At 38.9% G+C, this 23,795-nt stretch carries 23 protein-coding genes and 1 pseudogene; 13 read left to right on the top strand and 11 right to left on the bottom strand.

Annotation, left to right across the window (positions count from 1 at the left end):
- The first annotated feature begins 30 nt into the window (after positions 1 to 30).
- Positions 31 to 1,098, top strand: coding sequence for a DUF1176 domain-containing protein (locus B554_RS0105330; protein ID WP_019457231.1), 1,068 nt, complete (start codon positions 31 to 33; stop codon positions 1,096 to 1,098).
- An 83-nt stretch (positions 1,099 to 1,181) separates the two neighbouring features.
- Positions 1,182 to 1,700, top strand: coding sequence for a hypothetical protein (locus B554_RS0105325; RefSeq protein WP_004705802.1), 519 nt, complete (start codon positions 1,182 to 1,184; stop codon positions 1,698 to 1,700).
- Between the two features lie 78 nt (positions 1,701 to 1,778).
- Here the strand turns inward: B554_RS0105325 and B554_RS0105320 are convergent, their stop codons facing one another.
- From B554_RS0105320 to gatC, 5 genes are all read right to left on the bottom strand, one after another.
- Positions 1,779 to 2,357 carry a DJ-1/PfpI family protein gene (locus B554_RS0105320; RefSeq protein ID WP_019457230.1) on the bottom strand — a complete coding sequence of 193 codons (579 nt, stop codon included), beginning with the start codon at positions 2,355 to 2,357 and terminating at the stop codon, positions 1,779 to 1,781.
- A 169-nt stretch (positions 2,358 to 2,526) separates the two neighbouring features.
- Entirely contained in the window at positions 2,527 to 2,991 is a 465-nt protein-coding gene (locus B554_RS0105315; RefSeq protein WP_025465099.1) for a hypothetical protein, read from the bottom strand.
- Between the two features lie 109 nt (positions 2,992 to 3,100).
- The gene (gene gatB / locus B554_RS0105310; protein WP_019457228.1) at positions 3,101 to 4,570 is read right to left on the bottom strand and encodes an Asp-tRNA(Asn)/Glu-tRNA(Gln) amidotransferase subunit GatB; all 1,470 of its coding nucleotides are present in this window, start codon (positions 4,568 to 4,570) and stop codon (positions 3,101 to 3,103) included.
- Entirely contained in the window at positions 4,570 to 6,048 is a 1,479-nt protein-coding gene (gene gatA / locus B554_RS0105305; RefSeq protein WP_019457227.1) for an Asp-tRNA(Asn)/Glu-tRNA(Gln) amidotransferase subunit GatA, read from the bottom strand. The genes gatB and gatA overlap by 1 nt, the downstream gene beginning before the upstream one ends.
- A gap of 53 nt (positions 6,049 to 6,101) precedes the next feature.
- A complete protein-coding gene (gene gatC / locus B554_RS0105300; RefSeq protein WP_000107699.1) occupies positions 6,102 to 6,416 on the bottom strand; it encodes an Asp-tRNA(Asn)/Glu-tRNA(Gln) amidotransferase subunit GatC in 315 nt (104 codons plus the stop codon).
- A gap of 133 nt (positions 6,417 to 6,549) precedes the next feature.
- On the opposite strand from gatC, the gene B554_RS0105295 reads away from it, so the two are divergent.
- The 6 genes from B554_RS0105295 to B554_RS0105270 all read left to right on the top strand — a co-directional run bounded on the left by B554_RS0105295 (position 6,550) and on the right by B554_RS0105270 (position 11,373).
- Positions 6,550 to 7,590 carry a rod shape-determining protein gene (locus B554_RS0105295; RefSeq protein ID WP_000601379.1) on the top strand — a complete coding sequence of 347 codons (1,041 nt, stop codon included), beginning with the start codon at positions 6,550 to 6,552 and terminating at the stop codon, positions 7,588 to 7,590.
- A gap of 16 nt (positions 7,591 to 7,606) precedes the next feature.
- Positions 7,607 to 8,464: a rod shape-determining protein MreC gene (gene mreC / locus B554_RS0105290; protein WP_004705808.1), complete on the top strand. Its 858-nt coding sequence runs from the start codon at positions 7,607 to 7,609 to the stop codon at positions 8,462 to 8,464.
- A complete protein-coding gene (gene mreD, locus B554_RS0105285) occupies positions 8,451 to 8,942 on the top strand; it encodes a rod shape-determining protein MreD (RefSeq protein ID WP_004705810.1) in 492 nt (163 codons plus the stop codon). Before mreC ends, mreD begins: the two co-directional genes overlap by 14 nt.
- A complete protein-coding gene (locus tag B554_RS0105280) occupies positions 8,930 to 9,490 on the top strand; it encodes a Maf-like protein (protein ID WP_004705811.1) in 561 nt (186 codons plus the stop codon). Before mreD ends, B554_RS0105280 begins: the two co-directional genes overlap by 13 nt.
- Positions 9,491 to 9,603: 113 nt before the next feature.
- The gene (rng, locus tag B554_RS0105275) at positions 9,604 to 11,058 is read left to right on the top strand and encodes a ribonuclease G (protein ID WP_004705812.1); all 1,455 of its coding nucleotides are present in this window, start codon (positions 9,604 to 9,606) and stop codon (positions 11,056 to 11,058) included.
- Between the two features lie 141 nt (positions 11,059 to 11,199).
- The gene (locus B554_RS0105270) at positions 11,200 to 11,373 is read left to right on the top strand and encodes a PA1571 family protein (protein ID WP_002116397.1); all 174 of its coding nucleotides are present in this window, start codon (positions 11,200 to 11,202) and stop codon (positions 11,371 to 11,373) included.
- A gap of 29 nt (positions 11,374 to 11,402) precedes the next feature.
- Here the strand turns inward: B554_RS0105270 and B554_RS0105265 are convergent, their stop codons facing one another.
- Both B554_RS0105265 and B554_RS0105260 read right to left on the bottom strand, forming a co-directional pair.
- A complete protein-coding gene (locus B554_RS0105265; protein WP_019457226.1) occupies positions 11,403 to 12,788 on the bottom strand; it encodes a WS/DGAT/MGAT family O-acyltransferase in 1,386 nt (461 codons plus the stop codon).
- Between the two features lie 173 nt (positions 12,789 to 12,961).
- Positions 12,962 to 13,696 carry a phosphoadenylyl-sulfate reductase gene (locus tag B554_RS0105260; RefSeq protein WP_019457225.1) on the bottom strand — a complete coding sequence of 245 codons (735 nt, stop codon included), beginning with the start codon at positions 13,694 to 13,696 and terminating at the stop codon, positions 12,962 to 12,964.
- Positions 13,697 to 13,880: 184 nt separating this feature from the next.
- Here B554_RS0105260 and thrH point away from each other — a divergent pair, with 184 nt between their 5' ends.
- On the top strand, positions 13,881 to 14,498 hold the full coding sequence (thrH, locus tag B554_RS0105255; protein ID WP_017400224.1) for a bifunctional phosphoserine phosphatase/homoserine phosphotransferase ThrH: 618 nt from the start codon (positions 13,881 to 13,883) through the stop codon (positions 14,496 to 14,498).
- 60 nt (positions 14,499 to 14,558) lie between these two features.
- Here thrH and B554_RS18515 read toward each other — a convergent pair.
- Positions 14,559 to 15,990: pseudogene (locus tag B554_RS18515) on the bottom strand (OmpP1/FadL family transporter).
- A 597-nt stretch (positions 15,991 to 16,587) separates the two neighbouring features.
- Positions 16,588 to 17,286 carry an NAD(P)H-dependent oxidoreductase gene (locus B554_RS0105240; protein ID WP_019457224.1) on the bottom strand — a complete coding sequence of 233 codons (699 nt, stop codon included), beginning with the start codon at positions 17,284 to 17,286 and terminating at the stop codon, positions 16,588 to 16,590.
- Positions 17,287 to 17,443: 157 nt separating this feature from the next.
- Between B554_RS0105240 and B554_RS0105235 the strand changes: the two genes are divergently transcribed.
- On the top strand, positions 17,444 to 18,478 hold the full coding sequence (locus B554_RS0105235; protein WP_019457223.1) for an AraC family transcriptional regulator: 1,035 nt from the start codon (positions 17,444 to 17,446) through the stop codon (positions 18,476 to 18,478).
- A gap of 42 nt (positions 18,479 to 18,520) precedes the next feature.
- Here B554_RS0105235 and B554_RS0105230 read toward each other — a convergent pair whose 3' ends face one another.
- Both B554_RS0105230 and B554_RS0105225 read right to left on the bottom strand, forming a co-directional pair.
- Positions 18,521 to 19,513: a fatty acid desaturase family protein gene (locus tag B554_RS0105230; protein ID WP_019457222.1), complete on the bottom strand. Its 993-nt coding sequence runs from the start codon at positions 19,511 to 19,513 to the stop codon at positions 18,521 to 18,523.
- 106 nt (positions 19,514 to 19,619) lie between these two features.
- On the bottom strand, positions 19,620 to 20,420 hold the full coding sequence (locus B554_RS0105225) for a PaaX family transcriptional regulator C-terminal domain-containing protein (RefSeq protein ID WP_019457221.1): 801 nt from the start codon (positions 20,418 to 20,420) through the stop codon (positions 19,620 to 19,622).
- 344 nt (positions 20,421 to 20,764) lie between these two features.
- Here B554_RS0105225 and B554_RS0105220 point away from each other — a divergent pair, with 344 nt between their 5' ends.
- The 3 genes from B554_RS0105220 (at position 20,765) to B554_RS0105210 (ending at position 23,681) form a co-directional block, all read left to right on the top strand.
- Complete coding sequence (locus tag B554_RS0105220; protein WP_017393864.1) at positions 20,765 to 21,583, top strand: undecaprenyl-diphosphate phosphatase; 819 nt, start codon at positions 20,765 to 20,767, stop codon at positions 21,581 to 21,583.
- 159 nt (positions 21,584 to 21,742) lie between these two features.
- Positions 21,743 to 22,636, top strand: a complete 894-nt coding sequence (locus B554_RS0105215) for an AraC family transcriptional regulator (protein WP_019457220.1) — start codon at positions 21,743 to 21,745, stop codon at positions 22,634 to 22,636.
- Between the two features lie 46 nt (positions 22,637 to 22,682).
- Positions 22,683 to 23,681, top strand: a complete 999-nt coding sequence (locus B554_RS0105210) for an NAD(P)H-quinone oxidoreductase (RefSeq protein WP_019457219.1) — start codon at positions 22,683 to 22,685, stop codon at positions 23,679 to 23,681.
- Positions 23,682 to 23,795 lie beyond the last annotated feature (114 nt).

Genomic DNA, 23,795 nt, shown 5'->3' with positions numbered 1-23,795 from the left:
ATAAAAACAGATTTATAGAGATATGGAAAAATGAAAAATATACTTTCAATTTGCTGTTTAGCAGCAATAAGTTCTTATAGTTTTGCTCAAGACATTAAAGGCATTTCATTTTCTCATCAAGAATGGGAAATCTATTGTAGTAATACAGGTACTTGTAAGGCTGCTGGCTATCAAAATGAAGACAATGGTGATAATCCAGCTTCAATTTTAATAACGCGTAAAGCAGGGCCAAAACAACCTGTGCAAGTTGAGTTTGCTTTGTCTGACTATGAACAAAGCATGCCTGCAAATCAGCTTAAAAATATCCATTTTTATATCAATGGCAAAGACTTAGGGCTTGTGGCTGTAGATGGTACTGAGCTGCCAATTATGGGTAAATTAACTAGTTCACAAGCCAATGCTGTACTGCAGCAGTCTAAACAGAAAACTGAAATTGTATTTAAAAATGCGCAACATGAATGGAAAATTTCTGATGCTGGTATGACTGCTGTGTTATTAAAAATGGATGATTTTCAGAAGCGTATTGGGACCGTTGGTGCTTTAGTCAAAAAGGGCAGTGCCAATGAAAATCAAGTGCTGATGCCTGAACCAAAACTAGTTGTAAAACGTATTAAAACGGCAACTAAACCTTACTTAACTTTACAGCCAAAAAATAAACAGTACCAAACAATATACCGTAGCCTGATGGCAGCTAAACCGAATCCGAAAGAAGACGGCTTTTGTGAAGGCGTTTATGGCGGTAATAGTGATGGAGCTGAACCACAAGAAATTGACCTATATAAATTAACCAATCAAAAAGTTCTGGCGACTACATTGTGTTGGAGAGGGGCTTATAACGAAGGGTATGGAGCTTGGGTACTCGATGAGTCTTTAAATGGTAAGGCAACGTTTGTGACCGAGTCCGCTTCAGATTTCGATAGCGGTATGATCAGCAGTTCTCAAAAGGGACGAGGCATAGGAGACTGCTGGGCAAGTGAAGAATGGGTCTGGGATGGCAATAGCTTTGTGCATACTAAGGATATGTGGACAGGGATGTGTAAAGGCTTGGCAGCAGGTGGGGTGTGGGAGCTTGATCGAATAGAGTCTGTGGTGAAATAACTACTTTGCGGTTACAGAGTCATAACAGGTAACTTTGGTGACTCTGTGATAAAAAGAACAGATTGTTTATTGGAGCTAGACCTATGTCACGTCATCTTTACGCTATTGCTCGCCATAAGTTTTCACATCTGAGTCGTTCAATATGTGTGGCGGCGGCTGTACTTGGCACAACACAAATTGCAATGGCGGGTCCAACGGTCGATCAGCTCAGTGATTGTCTTGTTAAAGCGACAACAGCTTCAGATAAAACTACAGTGCTTCAGTGGACATTTACGGCTTTAGCAGCTCATCCCGATTTAAAAGCATTTAGTAATGTAACACCTGAGCAAAAAGACCAGTTAGACCAAAAACTGGCTCAGGTTTTACAACGCGTGATTGTAGAGCAATGTTCTACCCAAACTAAAGCTGTGATTAAGGCAGAAGGTGTGAAGGCAGTTGGAGAAGCTTTCCAACAGTTAGGTCAGAGTGCTGGTGAAGATATTGTTAAAGACCCAGCCGTTAAACAACAGTTGCAGGGTACATTACGCTATATCGACCTAAACAAATTGGTGACAACGTTTTTAACACCAGAGATTTGGAATAAGCTGGGAATTACAAGATAAAAATCTAGTTTTCTATTTTGATAATAAAGCCTGCTATTTAAGTGCAGGCTTTATTGTATACGGGATAAAGAGATCTCTTTAGATCGTAATCGTAGCGCCTAAAACTTTCACAAATTGAGCTAACCAAGCTGGATGTGCAGGCCAAGCTGGTGCAGTTACTAAATGTCCATCTGTAACAGCATCAGTTACAGCAATATCTGCATATTGACCACCTGCGAGTTTTACTTCGACAGCACATGCTGGATAAGCAGAACATAGCCGGCCTTTTAAAATGTCAGCCGCTGCGAGTAACTGAGCCCCATGGCATACGGCTGCAATTGGTTTTTTCACTCGATCGAACTCACGTACAATTTCGACAACGCGATCATTCATACGTAAATATTCTGGTGCACGACCACCCGGAATGACTAGGCCTACATAGTCTTCGGTATTAACGGCATCAAAATCATAGTTAATTGCAAAGTTGTGGCCTCGTTTTTCGCTATAAGTTTGTTCGCCTTCAAAATCATGAATAGCTGTCGTAATATGGTCACCGTTCTTTTTATTCGGGCAAACAGCATGCACGGTATAACCTAAACCTGTTAAGAACTGAAATGGAACCATAGTTTCATAGTCTTCAGCATAGTCACCGACTAACATTAAAATCTTTTTAGACATGATTTATCTCTCTTTTTAAAATATAAGTGATTTCTATTTTTAATTTAAATTAGCATAACGGTAGTGTGATTTTTAGAAAAAAGCTCATTCTTTAGTCGAAGAGTGTTTCGTAAGTGATATAAAAAAAGCCTCGATAAATAGAGGCTTTTAAATTTATGGGGTCTGCTTTTTATAACTCACAAGCTTTACCTTCATATTCATGACGGTTTACAACGTATTCTTGACTATTCCATCGATAAATAGCAGAACAGAAGCCTGGTCCCCCATTTTCAATATCAGGCCAGCCATCTTTGCCTTTAGTTTTCAAAAAGGTGGGAAGGCCAGAGTTGCCAAAGAGTTTTTTCCATCGACCGTCTTTTTGCTGTGAAACAATATAGTAGCCAACCCCTGTATTGCCATAACACATACTGCTACTATCTTGAATAACTGCATCTTTATGACCATCACCATTTAAATCTTTATAAATAATAATTTCACCAGTATCACAGTTACCTTTCCAGCCATGTTTTGTTTTTTTGAAGTTTGCAGCTTTAAAAATAGATGCTACTTCACTCTTTGGAACTTGAACTGTTTGAGCAAAAAGTGTCGAGTTCATTAACAATAAAGAGGTCGTAATAAGTAATTTATTTATCATGAGTAACCTGTTCAGCATAGTTTTAGCTTAAAAATTATTGTGGATTCATTGCATTTCAAAATAGATAAAAACCCGCTCTAAAGCGGGTTTTTCTAAAAATTGGATCAGTTTAACCAATCAATTTTTTCATTAATTCATTTACTTGAGCAGGGTTAGCTTTACCTTTAGAAGCTTTCATGACTTGACCAACAAGACCGTTAAAGGCTTTCTCTTTACCAGACTTGTACTCTTCAACCATTTTTTCATTGGCTGCAAGTACTTCTTTAATGATCGCTTCAATTGCACCTGTGTCAGTTTCTTGCTTTAAGCCTTTTTCCGCAATAATGTCATCGGCAGATTTACCTTCCGATTCCCACATAAAGCCAAAGACTTGTTTAGCAATTTTACCGCTAATGGTGTTGTCAACAATACGTGCAATCATGCCGCCAAGCTGTTCAGCAGAAACAGGTGATTCAGCCAAATCTAGGCCTGCTTTGTTTAAAGCACCTGAGAATTCGCCCATTACCCAGTTTGCAGACACTTTACCTTGCTTCGCACCGCCAGCAGCTGCTACAACAGCCTCATAGAAGTCCGCCATTTCGCGTGAGAGCGTAAGTACGTGAGCATCGTACTCAGTTACACCAAAGTCTGCAATAAAGCGTGCACGGCGTGCAGCAGGAAGCTCTGGAAGCGCAGCACGAGCAGCTTCGATTTGCTCATCTGCAATAATCACTGGTAACAAGTCTGGATCTGGGAAGTAGCGGTAATCGTTCGCTTCTTCTTTAGAACGCATTGAACGCGTTTCCATTTTGTTTGGATCGAACAAACGAGTTTCTTGGTCGATACTTCCGCCGTATTCCAAAATTTCCATTTGGCGTTCAATTTCAACATTGATCGCTTGCTCAATGAAACGGAATGAGTTGAGGTTTTTAAGCTCACAGCGCGTACCAAAAGGTTGGCCCGGACGGCGTAAAGACACGTTACAGTCCGCACGGAATGAACCTTCTGCCATGTTACCGTCAGAAATACCTAACCAACGTACCAGCGTGTGAATCGCTTTGATATAAGCAACCGCTTCTTCAACCGAGCGCATGTCGGGTTCAGAAACGATTTCAAGCAAAGGTGTACCAGCACGGTTTAAGTCAATGCCAGACATACCTTCAAATTGATCATGAACAGATTTACCAGCATCTTCTTCAAGGTGGGCACGAGTTACGCCAATACGTTTAGTCGTACCATCTTCAAGTTGAATGTCGATGTGACCCAAGCCCACAATCGGATTGTCCATCTGGCTAATTTGATAGCCTTTTGGTGAGTCAGGGTAGAAATAGTTCTTACGTGCAAACACAGATGCTTGGTCGATGTAAGCATCGATACCCAAACCAAAGCGAATTGCAAGATCAACTACTTTTTCATTTAAAACAGGCAATACACCCGGCATAGCCAAGTCTACAAGGCTCGCTTGTGTATTTGGGTCTTGACCAAATTCAGTCGATGAACCTGAGAAAATTTTAGAATTGGTTGCAAGCTGAGTGTGAATCTCGATACCAATAACGACTTCCCAACCGTCAATCAGTTTCAACTTTTGAGCTTCAGCCATTATGCATTCTCCTCAGCAATTGCCGCACGTTGAGTATGGAAATCGGTGTTTTGTTGGTATTGATGAACAATCGACAACAATTGTGATTCTGACCAGTAGTTACCAATTAATTGTAAGCCTACAGGTAAGCTGTCTTTATCAAAACCAACAGGAGCATTAATCGCTGGTAAGCCTGCCAAGTTCACTGCAAGTGTATAGATATCGCCTAAATACATTTCAGTTGGGCTTAAGTTCGCACCAATCTTATATGCAGTTGTTGGAGCAGCAGGGGCCGCAATCACATCTACATTTTCAAATGCTTTTAAGAAATCTTGTTGAATTAAACGACGTACTTTTTGTGCTTTCACATAGTAAGCATCGTAATAACCCGCAGAGAGTGCATAGGTACCAATTAAGATACGACGTTGAACTTCTGGACCAAAACCTTCTGAACGAGAGCGTTTGTAAAGATCCATCAAGTCAGCTGGATTTTCACAGCGGTAGCCATAGCGAACACCGTCATAACGAGACAAGTTAGAAGATGCTTCTGCTGGCGCAATGAGGTAATACGTTGGTACATAGGCTTCAGTCATGTTGAGATCGATCTCAACAAGTGTTGCACCCATTTCTTCAAGCTCTTTCAAAGACTCTTCAACACGTGCTTTTACGTCAGCATCTAAGCCTGCAACGTCAAAGTACTGTTTAGGAATACCAATGCGTAAACCTTTTACAGATATGCCATTTAAGTTTGCAACGTAGTCATCAACTTCCTTTTTAACCGAAGTTGAGTCTTTTGCATCGTGACCTGCCATTACGTTCATCAGGTAAGCACAGTCTTCAGCTGAGCGTGCCATTGGGCCCGCTTGGTCTAAAGATGATGCATAAGCAATGATACCGAAGCGAGATACACGACCATAGGTCGGTTTTAAGCCTGTTAAACCACAGAAAGAGGCAGGTTGACGAATTGAGCCACCTGTATCGGTACCTGTAGCAAAAGGTGCTAAATCAGCTGCTACAGCCGCAGCAGAACCACCAGATGAGCCACCAGGAACGTGGTCAAGCGCCCATGGGTTACTTGTTGCGCCAACATATGAGCTTTCAGAAGTTGAGCCCATCGCAAACTCATCCATGTTCACTTTACCTAAAGTGACAAGACCAGCTGCTTTAGTTTTTTCAACAACAGTTGCATCGTAAGGAGAGATGAAGTTGTCTAATATTTTTGAACCAGCAGTGGTTTTAATGCCTTTGGTACAAAAGATATCTTTATGAGCAAGTGGAATACCCGTTAAAGCGGTTGCATTACCGGCTTTTAAAGCTGCATCGGCTGCGTCGGCTTCAGCAAGCGCTTGCTCAGGCGTAACCGTCACGTAGCTTTTTACCAGTGGGTCAATTTTAGCAATACGTTTTAAATAGTGTTCAGTCAATTCGCGAGATGAAAACTTCGCTTGGCTTAAGCCTTCAGCAAGTTCACGAATTGATAAGCGATGTAAATCAGTCATGAGTAAAATTTCTTTACATTCAAAATTGGGAAGATGGATTAATTGACTAAAAGTTATTCAATCACGCGAGGAACAAGATACAAACCATCTTGAGTTGCAGGTGCAACAGCTTGGTATTCATCTCGATGATTACTTTCAGTTACCACATCAGCACGTAAAGGTTGAGGATTGTCAAAAGGACTCTTCAAAGGTTCTACGCCTTCCGTATCAATGCCTTTTAAGGTTTCCATCATGCCTAAAATTTTATTTAGACTTTGAGCATATTCAGCAGATTGCGTATCATTGAGCGACAATCGAGCAAGATTGGCGATTGCTGAAACTGTTTGTGCATTTAAATCTGCTGAATGCTGTGCATCCGATGTAGACATAACATCACCTAATCAGTATTAAAAATTTTCAAAATATCGTGCGTTATAATAAGCGATTGACTTGTTCAAATCATCACATTTAGTTTAAAGTTGCCACCTTGCATCCACATGAAAGTTTAACTGAGAACGAACCGTGATTCTAAAACGACTAATTGGCTTGTTTTCGCCGGATCTAGCCATTGATTTAGGTACAGCAAATACACTTATTTATGCACCAGGCCGCGGCATTATATTAAATGAACCAACAGTTGTGGCAATTCGTCACAGTGGTTCACAAAAAATTGTTGCTGCTGTAGGGCTGGATGCGAAACAAATGTTAGGCCGTACGCCTGCAAATATTTCTGCAATTCGTCCAATGAAAGATGGTGTAATTGCAGACTTTGAAGTGACTGAAACCATGCTGAATCAGTTCATTGGTAAAGTTCACGAAAAACGTTTGTTCCCACCTGCACCTCGTGTAGTTGTATGTGTACCATGTAAATCAACTTTGGTCGAGCGTCGTGCGATTCGTGAAGCCGTATTTAATGCGGGTGCCCGTGATGTGCGCTTAATTGAAGAGCCGATGGCGGCTGCAATTGGTGCGGGTATGCCAGTTGAACAAGCATGTGGTTCTATGGTTGTGGATGTTGGTGGTGGTACAACTGAAATTGCAATTATTTCATTGCAAGGTTGTGTCTATGCTGATTCTTTACGTATTGGTGGCGATGTATTTGATGAGCAAATCATTAATTATGTTCGTAAAGCTCACGGTTGCGTAATTGGTGAAACCACAGCTGAAATTATTAAGAAAGAAGTAGGTATGGCTGTTTCTGATGGTACGACATTAGAAATTGAAGTACGTGGTCGTAACCTTGCAGAAGGTGTGCCTCGTGCAATTACTGTAACTTCTGACGAAATTACTCAAGCGATTTCTGACCCATTACAAAGCATTGTAAGCGCGGTGAAATCAGCTCTTGAACAAACTCCTCCTGAACTTTCTTCAGATATCGCTGAGCGCGGTATTGTGTTGACAGGTGGTGGTGCGTTACTTCGTAATCTCGACAAATTATTAGCTCAAGAAACTGGTTTACCAGTTGTTGTGGCTGAAGATCCTCTTACTTGTGTAACCCGTGGTGGTGGTAAAGTATTAGAATTCTTCGACAACCCGAACCATGACATGCTTTTCGTCGGTTAAGTTTAAGGATTAGGCGGTGCAACCGAATATTTTTTCAAGACAGCCGCCATCTTTCCGCTCGTTCATTATTGCGGTCATTACATGCTTGGTTGTGCTTTTCTTTGATTGGCGTATGCCTTATGTAATTCAGCCAGCAAGGGATGTCTTGTACGCTGCATATAACCCAATTTATGCGCTTGCAAGTTATCCGGTACTGTCGAGAGAATGGCTGAATCAACAAACTAAATCTGAAACACAACTTCGCCGTGAAAACACTGCAATGCAGGCCGAGCTGTTACAAGCTCAGGTTCGTTTGCAGAAGCTGTCAGAACTGTCTGCTGAAAATACCCGATTACGCGGCTTACTTGATACACCATTAATTATTGATGGTCGTATGGAAATTGCTGAAGTAATTGGAACAGATGCCGATCCGCTGCGTCATATCATCATTATTAACCGTGGTTCAATGGATCACCTCAAGGTTGGTCAAACGGTTCTGGATGATAAAGGGATTATGGGGCAAATCATTAATGTGTATCCTCATAGTTCACGTGTGATGTTACTTTCTGATAAAGAGCATTCACTATCTGTTCGTCTAGAGCGTACAGGTATGCGGGCGATTGTTTCTGGTACTGGCGATTTAGGTCGCTTGAAAATGGAATATGTTCCAACCAGTGCAAATATTCAGGTTGGCGATAAAGTATTGAGTTCTGGCTTAGGTGAGCATTTTCCAGCAGGTTACGCAGTGGGTACAGTAGCTAAAATTCGCCGTCATAATTCAGGTGAGTTTGCGGAAATTGATATTACTCCAGCTGCTCAGCTCGCAACGGGGCATCATGTTATTGTACTTTTCTCAGACTCATTAGCGAAGGAGCAGCCATATGCCGATCGCTAAATTGAAACGTGAGAAGCGTAATGATCCATTATGGGTAATTATACTCTCTGTAATCGTGGGTTCAGTACTCATGGTTTACCCATTGTCCTACGATATTTCTGGCTGGCGACCATTGTTCATGCTTATGATCATGTTGTTTTGGGTCGTTTGCCAACCAACATGGTGTGGAGTATGGTTTGCATTTGGTATGGGGCTTTTTACAGACTTACTACTTGATGCTCCATTAGGACTAAATGCACTGAGCTTTGTTATTGTTACCTTTGTTACCCGGTTTTTAATACGCGAGCGTCGTATTTTGACTTTCGGTAATTTATGGACAATTGCCACTTTGGTTATTATTGCTCATTTAGCCTTTATGTGGGTGACCCAAACCATGGGAGGTACTCACTTCTCAATTGCTCGCCATTGGCAACCATTAATGACCAGTGTTCTAACTTGGCCAGTAGTTTATTATTGTTTAGCAAAATGGCGCATTTAGTTTTAGCTTCCAGTTCTCCGCGTCGGAGAGAGTTGTTGCAGCAGTTGGGTTTAGATTTTGAAATTTATAGCCCTGATATTGATGAATCTGTTCATGACGGTGAGCTGGTTTATCAATATGTTGAGCGTTTAGCTAGAGAAAAAGCCCAAGCCGTATTAAATATTTTTCCAGATGCTGTGGTTATTGCTGCCGATACAAGTCTTGGGCTTGATGGTCAGATTATTGGTAAACCTGACTCAAAACAGCATGCCTTTGAAATTTGGAAACAATTATCTGGCCGTTGGCATGATGTGTTTTCCGGAATTTGTATTGCGACACAGCAGCAAATCTTGAGTCAGGTGGTGCAAACACAAGTTGAATTTGCGGCCTTAACTACACAAGATATGGAAGACTATTGGGCCACAGGAGAACCTGTAGGGAAGGCCGGTGCGTATGCAATTCAAGGAATTGCTTCGCAATATATTCCCAAAATTCAAGGAAGTTATAGTAATGTGGTAGGACTTCCTTTGTATGAATTTTCACAGTTATTCAAAAGAGTGAAGACATAAGGGGTTGTTGATAATTCTTGATTGAATTGCATTGTCGATGAATAGTGGACAAAGCTACGTTAACAGTCTCTCTGACTCTTTAATAAAAATTTTATAATGCTTTGAGTTTATGTATGTCAGAAGAACTACTTATTAATGTCACGCCTATGGAGTGTCGGGTGGCATTAATCGAAAATGGAACTGTTAATGAGCTGTATGTAGAACGTACAGTTAAACGTGGTTTAGTCGGTAATATCTACAAAGGTAAAGTTGTTCGTGTACTGCCTGGTATGCAAGCGGCTTTTGTTGATATCGGTTTATCTAGAACAGCCTTTTTACATATTAATGATATGGTTTGGCCTCGTTCTCAACCAACGCCTAACGTTTTTGAATTACTTCATCCAGGACAAACGCTTACCGTTCAGGTTATGAAAGATATGCTGGGTACAAAAGGCGCCCGCCTGAGTACAGATCTTTCAATTCCTTCTCGCTATTTAGTTCTCATGCCATATGGTAATCATATCGGGGTTTCTCAGCGTATCGAGTCAGAAGAAGAACGTGAGCGTTTACGTAATATCATCGAAGGTATTCAGGCAGAGCACAATCTACCGGGGAGTGTGATTGTACGTACTGCTGCTGAAGGCGTAGATGATGCTGAGATTGCGCAGGATATGTGTTACCTCAGTAAGCTATGGGAATACATTCAGCGTAAGCAAGTTGACGTTGCAGTACCTTCCTTAATTTTTGAAGAATTACCGCTACCACAACGAATTATTCGTGATTTAGCAAGTGAAGAAACTGCAAAAATTTATGTCGACTCGAGAGAGATTCATGGAAAACTCCGTGAATTTGTAGATGAGTTTGTACCGAATATGCAAAGTCGCTTGATTCATTATCCAGGTGAACGCCCATTATTCGATCTTTATAACGTTGAAGAAGATATTCAAAAAGCGTTACAAACCCGTGTTGCTCTAAAGTCTGGTGGTTATCTAATGATTGACCAGACTGAAGCCATGACTACCATTGATGTGAATACTGGTTCTTATGTCGGTGGTCGTAGTCTTGAAGACACAGTCTTTAAGACGAATATGGAAGCGACTCAGGTTATTGCACGTCAGCTCAGACTAAGAAATCTGGGCGGTATTATCATTATTGATTTTATTGACATGCAAGAAGCCATTCACCGAGAAGAGGTGATGCGTCAATTTGAAAAAATGCTTGAACGCGATCATGCGAAAACCAAAATTACTCAGGTGTCTGAACTTGGTTTGGTAGAAATGACACGTAAACGGACGCGAGAATCACTCGAGCACTTGTTATGTGAGTCGTGTCCAACGTGTCAAGGACGTGGTTTTGTCAAAACAGCAGAGACAGTATGTTACGAAATATTTCGTGAGATATTACGTTATACCCGTGCTTTCGAGTCTACGAGTGGCTTTACTGTTGTTGCGCATCCATCGGTGATTGACCGATTATTAACTGCAGAAGCCCCAGCAGTGGCTGATTTAGAGCATTTTATCAACAGAGTTATTAAATTTCAGGTTGAAAATTTATATACGCAAGAGCAATACGATATCATTTTAAGTTAAAGTTGTAACAAGATATCGCTTAATCCTTGTTACAACTGAAATTTTACTTTCATTCATGAATTTTAAATACTACTTACATACAGTAGCCCTAGACGTTCTCCCTATTTAAAACGTCTTAGCAAACAATAAGAGGTATAACCCATGAATGTAAGTGAAAACTTAATTAGCAACGGTCTTAAACATGTTTTAGAAAGCACGCCAGTAAATAGCTGCTATATGTTGAATGACCAAGGTAAAGAAGTACCGATCACAACTGCAATGATTCGTTCAGTATGTCATCAGTTACTTAATCAGTGCCGCACAATTAAAAAATAAGGGGCCATTTCAAAGCCCCTTAGTTTTTCTTAACCAACCGAATGATGTTTTAGTTGTTTCTCTTCAATAATCTCTTCAAAACGTTGAATCTCGTCTTCAAGATGAGTTAGAAGGTTTTGCATTTTAGGTAAAGCATTTCGACATGCTGTTAAACCTACTTCAAGCTTATCTAGATAGCTCGTCATCGTAATATTGAGTGCTTGCCCGTCCATGACAATAGAAGCTGGGTAGAGCGCATCTAATTTCGCACCATTCCAATAAAGTGGCTCACGTGGGCCTGGTACATTAGAAATCACTAAATTAAACGCTTGGCGCTTAGGAAGCATCCCAGACATGATGTTTAGACCTGCTGGACCATAAACCACAGCACTATAGTTTAAAATCTCATTTGCAGTCATGCGGCTAAAGCGTTGCTTCGAATTTTGCATACTACGACGAATGATTTCGAGTCGTTCTAAAGGCTGGTCTTTATGAGTCCCCAAATTCGCTAGAATCATCGTAATGCGGTTACTCACATCAGAATCATCTGTGCGTAGTGAAGCAGGAACCATGGCAATAAGAGGCTTTTTAGGCAAACTGTTATGACTAATCAGGTATTCACGTAACGCACCCGAACACACAGCAAGCACGACGTCATTAATAGTTACACAAAGTGCTTTAGAAATCTTTCTAAGACGGCTTAATTCAAATGATTGAGCTGCAAAGCGACGTGAAGCACTTACACGCTGATTTAAAATTGAAACTGGAGCTTGAAAAGTCGATACATAGTCGGGATTTTTCCCCATTTCTTTAAAAATGGTTTGTGATAACTCATGCATGACTTTAGGTGTAACTTCAAGTTGTGACTTGATGCCTCCCAAAATACTTTTGATTTTACTGGTACTTGGTTTTGGCACTTTTAAGCGCTTTGTTCTTTTACTTTCTACACACCAAAGGGGAACTACATGTTTTTCTTGTGGGGTCTTGGATAGAGACTTTTCAATTAAGCGCATACCTGCAACGCCATCTACCATGGCATGATGAATCTTAAAGTACATCGCGAAACGATTTCCTTCGATTCCTTCAATAATGTCGCACGTCCAAAGCGGTTTTGCTCGGTCAATTAAAGAACTATGCTGTTGCGAAATATAAACCAGTAACTCACGGATTCGACCAGGATGAGGTAGAGCAATATGACGGAAATGGTGATCAATATCGAATTCTTCGTCTTCATCCCAAAATAAACCATTTAAACGGTTATTGAAGGGAGGGACAGGAATACTTTTTGATTGGCGAATTTCTTCTACTAAATCACGTACAAAAGTTTCAGGGGCATTTTCAGGAATTTCAAATAAAAACAATCCGCCAACATGCATCGGTTGTTGTCTTTTTTCTAGTGATAGAAAAATAAAATCAATAGGGTGTAATGGACGCATAACTTGTTGTGCCTCATGCTTTTTTCTAAGAAGCCCTTAACTGAGCTCTTATTAGAATTATAGAACCGTAAAATTTAGTATATAGCGTTTATTACAGATTAAATATGACTTTGTGTACGAGATATAACTGTAAAAAAAACCACTGATTCATCAGTGGTTTTTTTTATACCAGACTATTTTTTTAAGTTGCCTGCATGTAAGCCACATTCTTTTTGTGTTGCTTCTTCCCACCACCAACGTCCTTCACGTTCATGTTGGTTTGGAAGTACTGGACGAGTACATGGTTCACAGCCAATAGAAACAAAACCACGCTCGTGTAGAGGGTTATATGGAATTTCCATCATACGGATATAACTCCATACTTCGGCGCTAGACCAGTTCGCAAGCGGATTATATTTAATGAGTTGTTTGTCTGGACCAGAGAAACCTGCGTCAGCTTGTACGACAGGAATTTCGGTACGTGTACCCGGACTTTGATCTTTACGTTGGCCTGTAATCCAGCCATCTAAGGTTGCAAGTTTTTTACGCAAAGGCTGAACTTTTCGAATACCACAGCATTCTTGGTGCCCATCTTTAAAAAAGCTAAATAAGCCTTTTTCATTCACCATGCTTTGCACAGCTTCAGATTCAGGAAAGCAAATTTCGATATTAATATTGTAATGCTTACGAACAGTTTCAATAAATTGGTAAGTTTCAGCATGCAAGCGTCCGGTATCAAGGCTAAAAACACGGAAAGGTTTGCCTAAACGTGAAGCCATATCAATTAAGACGACGTCTTCTGCACCTGAGAATGAAATTGCGATTTCACCTTGTTGGCTTAATGCAAGTTCTAAGATCTCGCGTGGGCTTTTAGCTGCATATTCAGCTGCGAGAGCATCAACAATATCAATAGTCGGAATAACGGTCATGGGTGTTCCTGGCAAAAGGCTTGGGCGCATTGAGTTATGAAAAATATTCTAAAGGATAGTAAATAAATTGCTTAGCACTTTAATTTCGATCCTTATGAATAAAATTGATTTGATCAATAACAACGCAAAACTGAAAATCTTAATGGTATGATACAGCAATTTTTAACCAACGTTGGAAGCATTCATGGAAATCGTATGCCTAGATCTTGAAGGGGTTTTAGTTCCTGAAATCTGGATCAATTTCGCAAAAAAAACAGGGATTAAAGAACTAGAAGCAACAACTCGTGATATTCCAGATTATGATGTTTTAATGACTCAGCGTCTGAATATCTTAAAACAACATGGTTTAGGCCTAAATGACATTCAAGAAGTGATTGCTGAGATGGGGCCATTACCAGGTGCCAAAGAGTTTGTTGAATGGGTAAGTACTCATTTCCAACTTGTGATCTTGTCAGATACCTTCTATGAGTTTGCTCATCCTTTAATGAAGCAATTAGGGTGGCCAACAATTTTCTGTCATAAATTAGAGACAGATGAAGAAGGAATGATCACCGCTTATAAACTACGTCAACCAGATCAAAAACGTGAGTCAGTTAAAGCACTTCACGGTTTAAATTTCCGTGTAATCGCGGCAGGGGATTCATATAACGACACAACCATGCTTGGTGAAGCTGATCATGGCTTCTTATTTGATGCACCTGCAAATGTCATTGCTGAGTTCCCTCAGTTCCCAGCAATTCATGGCTATGATGCATTAAAAGAAGCAATCCGTTCAGTTTCGCAGCGTAATATTCCTGCTTAAGAATGGACAATAAAAAAAGGCGCTTTAAGCGCCTTTTTTTATATGTGATAATTTTTAAACTTAGAATTTATAACCAAGTTTTAAGCCATAAGCGATCGCGTTGTTGTCAGAGAACTCTGCAACATATTGATCGCTACCAGCTTGAGCACCAGTTTGTGCTTTAGCATCACCCAACCAGAAGTATTTTACACCACCAGCAATGAAGGTTTGTGGGGTAGGGCTATATTGAACACCTAAACCTACGTTCCAGTAACCTTCTGTTGGGCCTAATGTAGTTACAGGGTTTCCTGCACCAGAGTCCCAACCTACAGAGACATTACCTGCCCATTTTTCATTAAGCTTACGACCTACACCAGCATTAACAGACCATTGATCATCAGCATATTCAACTAAATTAAAACCGTTCGGACGACCAACAAGATTACCCACAGCTTCTGAAACTTTACCAAATTTATATGGTTGAATTGAGAAATCCTTCCAGTTCACCCAACGTACGTTAGCAAATGCAACAGTGTTCGCCATGATACCTGTTTGTAAATCAAGGTTAACAGACTGTGGTGTTGTAATTGTAGTTTTACCAGATGTATTAATTGCTTGAAGTTTAGATGCTGGAACATCTAAACCAGTAAGTACTGAAGTAAGACCAGGGAAGTTTAATAAAGATAGATTTTCATTAATATCCACTTTATGGTCAATTTCAGAGCGATAAGTCACAGATGCTTTAAGCGCAATTTCAGGAATTTGATAAGCTGCACCTGCTAACCAACCAGCGCCTGTAGTTTCTTTAATATTTGCATCATAGCCATTATAAAGGCTATAAGCTTGACCACGTAAACTTACATTACCTTTAACTGTTTGTAATACAGGACCTGCGTAAAAGTTGAAGTTTTTAGTTGGTTGATAACCAAATACAAAAGATAAGTTCTGTGTATCAACTTTAACTTTAGTTCCACCATTACCCAAATAATTATTTGCCGCAGCAAGTGCATCAGCTAAAGCTTTGAATTCTTTACTTGCTAAAACTTCACCTTTTACTAATGCTAAAGTTTGGTCATTAATAGGTGCGTTTTGTGCTTTCAAAATGTCCGTTGCTTTTTTTAGTAACGATGCCATCAACAGCTGCTGCTGATAAAACAGTATCAGTGCCTGGATTCGAAACGAATACGTTGTTACCTGAATATTCTGCATCTGCTCCAAATGGTTGGTCATAGAGTAAACCAAAAGAGAATTTATCGTTAAGTTGTAGTTTTAATGCAGCACTTGGGAAGTAGTAATCATTACCCATATCGTCAATATTACGACGTGTTGCGCTTGTTCCTGCTTCTTTACCCTCTACAGTTGGGTCTAAAACAGAAATACCTGCTTCAAAGTAATTACCTGGTTGTAAGAATGCAGACATTGACTGTCCAGAGCGATCCAAAGCTGCTGCGAAAACCCCAGTTGCAGGCAGCGTTGCCAAAATCATTGCAGTGCTCAGATGTTTTAATTTCATTTTAATCTTTCCTTGAACTTCAAGACATTTTTTTAAAAGTAACAGAGTTAAACCGTTTAAACTGTGTTGCCTTCAAAGCTTTTAATTACAAGTTTCAAAGCTTTGATAACTCCATGTAACAAAAATAGCATAATTACACTAAGAGTAAATCTGTTATATGAACTGGGGAGTACTCATTTTTTATACAAAAAAAGTCAATAAAGAATGAAATGTGGAGAAATTTTTACATTATTAAAATATTTTAAATAATTGATATTTATATTTTTAATCTATTAGTAATAAGCCATGTATTTATGACATTTTTGTCAAAAATCCAAGAAAAATGGTCAAAGATTTTTTTGTAAAAATATGAGTTGATTGATCATGAAGTGAGTATTGGTTATCATTTTTACTGGATAAGTCTAGTTTCTCTACATGTGTATATTATTGATTCCATTTTATATTATTTAAAATAGAGCATAAATCAGTATTTATTTTTTACCATTTGATCAATTTTTAGGTGTTTTCAGCAGATAAGTTTAACCGGCTAAAATACAAAGAATGAACCAAATTAAAAGTATGAATACAATTATTCCGTTTTAGAGTTAAAACAAACCGTTAAAGGGGATATAACTTTTCATCAAATTCTTCAAGTTTGGGAAACTTTAAAGGTTCGAGCTGGTCGAGGTGAGTAAGGTACGTTATATAGTCCTCAAGAATGGTTTCTCGTGCTTCTTGGCTAATATAAGGTACATGATAGGCAATGAATGGTGGAAGAACTTCAAAGCCAGTATAAGCTAAGGTACCGCGTTGAATAGGTGATAGATAATGCTCTATTGGTCCGTGAATAGAGTTCTCGCCAAACATATGCATTCTACCGCCCAGTGTTAAACAGAGCATTGCTTTTTTACCCCCCATACCACCATGGTTATAAAAGCGTTTTCCGCCATAAAAAAGTCCTGAAACGAATACGCGATCAATCCATCCTTTTAAAATTGCTGGGACAGAGGTCCAGTAAAGAGGAAAGTTTAAAATGATCAAATCTGCTCGTTTTACCTTTTCAATTTCCGCTTGAATATCAGGTGCTAGAAGGTTTTGCTTGGTGGCATTACGCTGTTCTAATGCGTAGTTGAAATAGTCGGGCTGATTGAGCTCTAAAAAATCCTCTTTAGAAGCTACAGGGTTGAACTGCATTGCATACAAGTCAGAAACTTCTACATGATGACCCAGCTTTTTAAAGGTTTGCTGGGCTGTCGTTTTCAATGATGCTGTAAAAGACTGTGGCTCTGGATGAGCATGAACAATCAGGATATTCATAAGGTGACCTGTATTCTTTTCAGAAATTGTGCTGTCTAGCGCGATTCAGTAGATTCCGCTTTGAACAACTATGCATCAATTTAAAAACGTGGCATAGTTCATGAACTGACAGTTTTTACCATTTGACGCCACAATTATGATTGCTAATGGATCACGCATGAATCCAGAATTACCCGGAACTTATATTAATTTATTAGTTGATATGGTTAAGCGCTGGAATATCTCGGGTGATCAGCTTCTAGATGGAAGTGGCATAACATTAGAACAATTAACCAAACCCTATTGGTATGTTGAATTTAATGCTTTAAACAAACTTCTTGAACATGCTATTGAACTCACTCATGAGCCAGCATTGGCGGGTTATTTGGCTTTGGAAATGAAAGCATCTTGTTATGGTTCGGTGGGTATGGCGGCCATGGTCTGTGCAAATTTAGAAGAAGCCCTAAAAACACTTGAACAATTTATTGGATCACGTTGTGATGCATTTAAGCCAGAGTTAAAACAAGAACAAGATTATATTTACTGGTCTATACGCCAGCCTTTGAAAGCTTTTCAGTTGAGTCTAAATGCTACTATTTTTTTGTTATTAGGTTTTGTTCAAATTGCGAAGCATCTAACAGGATTATCTTCTTTAGGTACCGTTAAGTTAAATATGTCTGAACCCCTCAGTTTTTCAAAACTAAAAGCCGAATTGGGTGTAAATTGTTCATTTAATGAAAAACAGAATGTCTGGATTTTTCCAAAAGAATATTTATCGCAGTCTATCCTAACAGCCGACCCGATGCTTGCACCTTTACTAAAAGCACAGTGTAAAAAAGATATCGATAAATTGAAGTTACGCAGCGGATGGAAAGCAGAAATTAGCCACGTAATTAAAAAATTATTGATGAATAGTCAGGGGGAAATATTAAAAGTTAAGCAAGTCGCTCAGATGATGAATATGTCAGAGCGGAGCCTACAGCGTTATTTGGCAACTGAGAATACAAGTTTTTCAGCATTAGTTGATTTAACTCGAAAAGAACATGCGCATAATCTTTTAGAAAATAGTGCAACATCAATTGAAACTGTGGCCTTAAGTTTAGGCTATGCCGATACACCCCATTTCACTCGTGCATTTAAGCGCTGGATGGGTGTAACACCGAAGTATTATCAAACTCAGTTAAAACTAAAAAATTTAGATATAAGTGAATAATCAAGAAGACCACAAATTTGAAAGTGGTCTTCTAACCCTATTTTAATTTGTTAACTCTTGTTTTGATGAAAGTGTATGAATTACTTCAAAATAGCTCGGTGGAGTGGGCACATGCCCACGTTCTCTTAATATTTTGTGCATACGCGGTAATTTAAAATATGGAACAGACGCCATTAAATGATGTTCCATATGGTAATTGACATGAATAGGGGCCACAAAGCTTCTCGCGATCCACCCAGCTTTGGTTGTTCGAGTATTGGTTAAAGCAGTATTGCTGGTTTGCATACCAGCATGTTCTGCCATAGAGCGAATACGTAAAAAAAGTGGGAATGGGGTTAAATAAGCCAGAGGCCATAACCAATAAAAACGTTGCTGACCAAATGCTTTTAGAACACCATAAAGTGCCAGATTGGTTGCAATAGCGCCCGTACTGTTTTTTGCAATACTCTTTGCATAGTCAACGAAATTTTTATGACTGCGGTCTAACCAGATTTGATCATTGGCAACAGTCCATTTCATGATATCCAGATCCATTAAAACTCGACCTAAGCTAAACTTTAATCCAGTCATACCTGTTAAGTCGCGTAAGAATTTACGAGTCAGAGACTTTTTACTGACAGGAAAACCAGCAACTAAAGAAAGATCTGGATCATCTGGAGTAGAGGTTTTTGCATGGTGACGAACATGGTGTACACGATATTTTTGAAGATCATTCCAGATTGGGCGGGCGCATAGCCATTCACCTACGAAATCATTTATTTTCTTATTTTTGAACAGACTTTTGTGAGACGCATCGTGCATTAAAATTGCGAGGCATAACTGACGACCAGCCAAGATTGCTAAGGCAAGCATACATGCTAATAATTTACCCCAACTCGGTAAGTAGTCCCACATCATGATTAAGCTAGCGAATGTTCCACCAATAACAGCCCATGTACTGGCAACAGCCCAAGCACCATAGACATCTGAAGGTTCTGTAAGCTCTTGTATTTCTTCTCTACTAAATAGGTCCGTAACACTTACCTGTGTATTCATTTTTATTCTCCCAAATTAGAGTTCGGTATCTATATTTTATATTACAACTATAGTCATAAAAATTTAAAAAGTGAAATATTTGTTTGTAAAAAAATAAATCAGATGACTATAGATTTAATTCTTGTTCATATATTTTTTTCCAAAGTTTTTGGCCGATTGCGTCTAGCTGTTGTACATCTTGAGCAAATTGATTACGCGCAGACTCATTTACAAATGGTGCTGGTAATAGAGGGTCATTCATGAGTAAAGCAATCGTTTCCCTACCTAAAAGAAGGGCTTTAACTGCTGCATCATTTAAGGAGAGATGAGTATAGTTTTCAAGCCAGTGTGTGATATCTCGACTATACATTTCATAATTTTTTTCGAGTTGTTTGGTATCCCATAAAGAAAAAATTTGCTTAAGCGTTGAGGGTTCGAAATGCTGAATAATACAAATTTTTGCTTCTTTCTCTAGTCCAGCTAAAACAAGCTCCTCACAGGTTTTTTCAAAACTATAAGCTAAATTGTCTGGGCGGATGTAAATACCTGTTTCTAATTCTTTAAAACCAAATTGACGCAGTACACGTTCACGTTTTTTTAGAGCAGTTCGGTCTATACGACCCAGTGTGCCTGTAAACACAGCAATATAATGTTGCTGCCATTCTTTAGTTTGTTTAATACCATTTTTACGATTGAGAATTACTTTTGCCCAATCTTTCGTAGAAGGTGAAAGTTGATAGATTCCGCGTTCTACGCTTTCGATCATTCCTTCATTTAACAAACGAGTTGTCGCAACTCGAATACCATTTTCACTTAAGTTAAACAGTTTGGCTGCCACCAAAATTTGTTTAATACTCAGCTGAGGGTACGCAGAGGAAAGAAAGAGATCGATAATCAGATGACGTGCGTTGATTTTAGTATTTTTCATTCTGTTTAAATTTTAAATATAAATGACATATGCTTGAAATAATATCATGTTTATTTGATGTTTTTAGATGGTTTGTTGGATTGCTTGAGCGTGAGAGCTTTTATTTATAACTAGAAGACGATTTGTTATTGATTAGATTTTATCTTTTTACGATAGTTAACCTAAGTTTGTCATAATGATGTGATACATTATTGCACTTTAAATAATCGGCCTTTAATTAAAGGCAATAACCAAAATGCTAGAAATGATCTGATATTGAACATGAATTAGGCCAAAGTGTTGGTTTATCCATGATATAAAACAAATTTTTAGACCTTTCTAGTGATTAACTTTTTGAGCAAGTGATGGAAAATTTTGAAGTTATAAAAGCACTATTTCTAGGGTTTGTTGAAGGTTTAACTGAATTTTTACCAATTTCCAGTACTGGCCATTTGATTTTATTTGGTCATATTATCGATTTCCATTCAGATGGTGGTCGTGTATTCGAAGTAGTGATCCAGTTAGGTGCTATTTTGGCAGTGTGCTGGTTATATCGACAAAAAATTATTAACTTGATTAAAGGCTTCTTTAGTGGCGATGTAGAGTCGCGTCATTTTGCTTTTAGTGTATTAATTGCTTTTTTCCCAGCAGTGATTATTGGCGTTTTAGCTGTCGATTTTATTAAAAGTGTTTTGTTTAGCCCAATTGTGGTTGCGATTGCCCTCATTGTCGGTGCACTCATTATTTTCTGGGTTGAATCTAAACAGTTTGAGCATAAAACACTAGATGCGACAAAAATCACGTTTAAGCAGGCACTTTTAGTCGGTCTTGCTCAATGTGTTGCGATGATTCCGGGAACTTCTCGTTCAGGTGCGACAATTGTAGGCGGGATGTTTGCAGGTTTATCACGTAAAGCCGCAACAGAATTTTCGTTCTTCCTTGCAATGCCGACCATGTTAGGGGCAGCGACATTTGACTTAATTAAAAATGCTGATGTGTTGACCTCAGACAATATGATTAATATTGGTGTTGGTTTTGTTGCAGCATTTATTGCAGCTTTATTTGTAGTAAAGGCACTGGTACTTTTTGTTGAGCGCCATACGCTACGCGTATTTGCTTGGTACCGTATTGTGCTCGGTGTCATTATTTTGATTGCAGCAATGTTCTTTAACTTATCTGCTTAATAGTCAGACTAAGTGAAAAAAACCTAGAATCTTCTAGGTTTTTTTATGCCTAAAAATAGTTTTAACTTGCTTATTTATACAAAGTACTACCAAGAAACGCTTTTTCCTTTTAGTTTGATTGATATAGTAAATCTTAAATAGCCTGTAAAAAATAAAGCAATGCAACAGAATGATCTGATGAAAAGTTTGGTAGAGGCTTTTTTATATTTAGCTCCTCAAGAAGGGCTATATCCCACCTATATTTCAAATATCACTCTTGTGAGGGTAGATCATTCCACACAACCTGTTGCTGTATTACAAGAGCCTTCAATTGTTTTAGTCATACAAGGTGTAAAGCGTGGTTATATCGGGAAAGATATTTTTCAGTTTCAACAAGGCCAGTGTTTGCTGATCTCGATCGCTATCCCTTTTGATTGCGATACATTGGTTGAAAATGAACCGATGCTGGCAATTGCGATTAAATTTGAATCACAAATGATGGCTGATTTAGCCACTAAAATGAACAAAGAGCAGCAGTTATCTATAGATGAACTTGAAAAAAGAGATATAAAGCTCAGCTGTGGTTTAAATATTATAGAAATGAACTCTGTTATATCTGAAGTTGCTTTACGTTTGTTGCATTTACTTCGTTCTAAACAAGACACCGCAATATTAGGAGAGCAGATAAAACGAGAACTCATTTATCGGGTTTTGCAGGCCGGTAGTCGTGATTTAATCGAAAATCTTTCGGCTATGATAAGTCGAAATAGTGTGATTTATACAATTTGTGAAATTATTCAAAGAGATTACTATCATAATTTAACGGTTCAGGAACTCGCTAAACAAGCAGGAATGAGTGTCTCTCTTTTTCATCAAGCGTTTAAGAAAGTCACGAACTATTCTCCATTACAGTACATTAAGATTACTCGATTACATAAGGCACGTGATTTAATCTTAAATAATCAAATGGGTGTTGCTGAAGCCGCCTATCAGGTTGGGTATGTAAGTGCTTCACAGTTTAGTCGAGAATTCAAACGGCTGTTTGGAGTCCCACCTAAATCTTCGATGAATTAAAGTAAATCAATACATTTAAAATATAAACCAAACATGGAGCATATCAATGAGTCTTCCAACAACCATGAAAATTGTTGAAATTACGGTTCCCGGCGGACCTGAGGTCTTAAAACTTCAAGATTCAGATGTTCCAGTACCTCAAGCAGATGAAGTGTTAATTGAGGTAAAAGCTGCTGGAATTAACCGTCCAGACGTATTGCAGCGTATGGGTTTATACCCAATGCCTAAAGGTGTTACGCAAATTCCGGGTCTTGAAGTCGCTGGGGTCGTGGTTGCTGTAGGTGACCAAGTGCAACAGTTCAAAGTTGGAGACAAGGTTTGTGCTTTAACCAACGGTGGTGGTTATGCTGAATACTGTGCTGTCACTGCAACGCAAGTATTGCCAATACCTGAAAATCTAACATTTACCCAAGCTGCTGCGATTCCGGAAACATTCTTTACAGTTTGGGCAAACCTGTTTGATATCGGCCGTTTAAAAGAAAACGAAACAGCACTGATTCATGGTGGTGCAAGTGGTATTGGGACCACAGCTTTAACGATTTGCCATGCTTTAGGGATTAAAACTTTTGCTACAGTTGGAAGTGAAGATAAAGTTGCAGCACTCTCTAACTTAACGACTGCAATTAACTATAAAACCCAAGATTTTGAGCAAGAAATTTTGAAACACACTCAAGACCAAGGTGTTGATGTGATTTTGGATATTGTGGGTGGTTCATATTTCTCGAAAAACTTAAATCTATTAAAACGTGATGGTCGACTTGTGATTATTGGTTTTATGGGCGGTCGAATTGCAAAAGAATTTGATTTACAAAAATTGATTTTAAAACGTGCAACTATTACTGGCTCAACTATGCGAGCACGTAATAGCCAAGAAAAAGCCCAGATTGCTCAGTCATTACATGAACATGTGTGGCCGTTATTAGAGCAAGGCAAGTGCTTACCGCAAATCTATAAAACTTATGATTTTTCAGATGTACAAAGTGCCCATGCATGTATGGAACAAGGTGACCATATTGGAAAGATCGTTTTAGAGATTAATACCTAATTTAATCTGTGACAATTTAGGTGAACGTCATGTTTGCCTAAACTGAAATTTATAATTATTAATTGTGCCTATTTCTATATAAAAATTGCCAAATTCTATTGGCGTGTTGCACCA

The sequence above is a fragment of the Acinetobacter sp. GG2 genome, assembly GCF_000292385.1.
Taxonomy (GTDB): Bacteria; Pseudomonadota; Gammaproteobacteria; order Pseudomonadales; family Moraxellaceae; genus Acinetobacter; species Acinetobacter seifertii.
The sequence above is the reverse complement of the archived record's forward strand: the minus strand, read 5'-3'. Positions and strand labels throughout refer to the sequence as shown.

Coding starts and splice junctions, on each gene's coding strand:
- B554_RS0105315 (WP_025465099.1), bottom strand. CDS start 2,991: ATGATAAATAAATTACTTATTACGACCTCTTTATTGTTAATGAACTCG.
- B554_RS0105220 (WP_017393864.1), top strand. CDS start 20,765: ATGGAAAATTTTGAAGTTATAAAAGCACTATTTCTAGGGTTTGTTGAA.
- gatA (WP_019457227.1), bottom strand. CDS start 6,048: ATGACTGATTTACATCGCTTATCAATTCGTGAACTTGCTGAAGGCTTA.
- B554_RS0105280 (WP_004705811.1), top strand. CDS start 8,930: ATGGCGCATTTAGTTTTAGCTTCCAGTTCTCCGCGTCGGAGAGAGTTG.
- gatC (WP_000107699.1), bottom strand. CDS start 6,416: ATGTCTACATCGGATGCACAGCATTCAGCAGATTTAAATGCACAAACA.
- B554_RS0105320 (WP_019457230.1), bottom strand. CDS start 2,357: ATGTCTAAAAAGATTTTAATGTTAGTCGGTGACTATGCTGAAGACTAT.
- gatB (WP_019457228.1), bottom strand. CDS start 4,570: ATGGCTGAAGCTCAAAAGTTGAAACTGATTGACGGTTGGGAAGTCGTT.
- B554_RS0105235 (WP_019457223.1), top strand. CDS start 17,444: ATGAATCCAGAATTACCCGGAACTTATATTAATTTATTAGTTGATATG.
- B554_RS0105225 (WP_019457221.1), bottom strand. CDS start 20,420: ATGAAAAATACTAAAATCAACGCACGTCATCTGATTATCGATCTCTTT.
- B554_RS0105265 (WP_019457226.1), bottom strand. CDS start 12,788: ATGCGTCCATTACACCCTATTGATTTTATTTTTCTATCACTAGAAAAA.
- B554_RS0105330 (WP_019457231.1), top strand. CDS start 31: ATGAAAAATATACTTTCAATTTGCTGTTTAGCAGCAATAAGTTCTTAT.
- thrH (WP_017400224.1), top strand. CDS start 13,881: ATGGAAATCGTATGCCTAGATCTTGAAGGGGTTTTAGTTCCTGAAATC.
- rng (WP_004705812.1), top strand. CDS start 9,604: ATGTCAGAAGAACTACTTATTAATGTCACGCCTATGGAGTGTCGGGTG.
- mreD (WP_004705810.1), top strand. CDS start 8,451: ATGCCGATCGCTAAATTGAAACGTGAGAAGCGTAATGATCCATTATGG.
- B554_RS0105240 (WP_019457224.1), bottom strand. CDS start 17,286: ATGAATATCCTGATTGTTCATGCTCATCCAGAGCCACAGTCTTTTACA.
- B554_RS0105325 (WP_004705802.1), top strand. CDS start 1,182: ATGTCACGTCATCTTTACGCTATTGCTCGCCATAAGTTTTCACATCTG.
- B554_RS0105215 (WP_019457220.1), top strand. CDS start 21,743: ATGCAACAGAATGATCTGATGAAAAGTTTGGTAGAGGCTTTTTTATAT.
- B554_RS0105270 (WP_002116397.1), top strand. CDS start 11,200: ATGAATGTAAGTGAAAACTTAATTAGCAACGGTCTTAAACATGTTTTA.
- B554_RS0105230 (WP_019457222.1), bottom strand. CDS start 19,513: ATGAATACACAGGTAAGTGTTACGGACCTATTTAGTAGAGAAGAAATA.
- B554_RS0105260 (WP_019457225.1), bottom strand. CDS start 13,696: ATGACCGTTATTCCGACTATTGATATTGTTGATGCTCTCGCAGCTGAA.
- B554_RS0105210 (WP_019457219.1), top strand. CDS start 22,683: ATGAGTCTTCCAACAACCATGAAAATTGTTGAAATTACGGTTCCCGGC.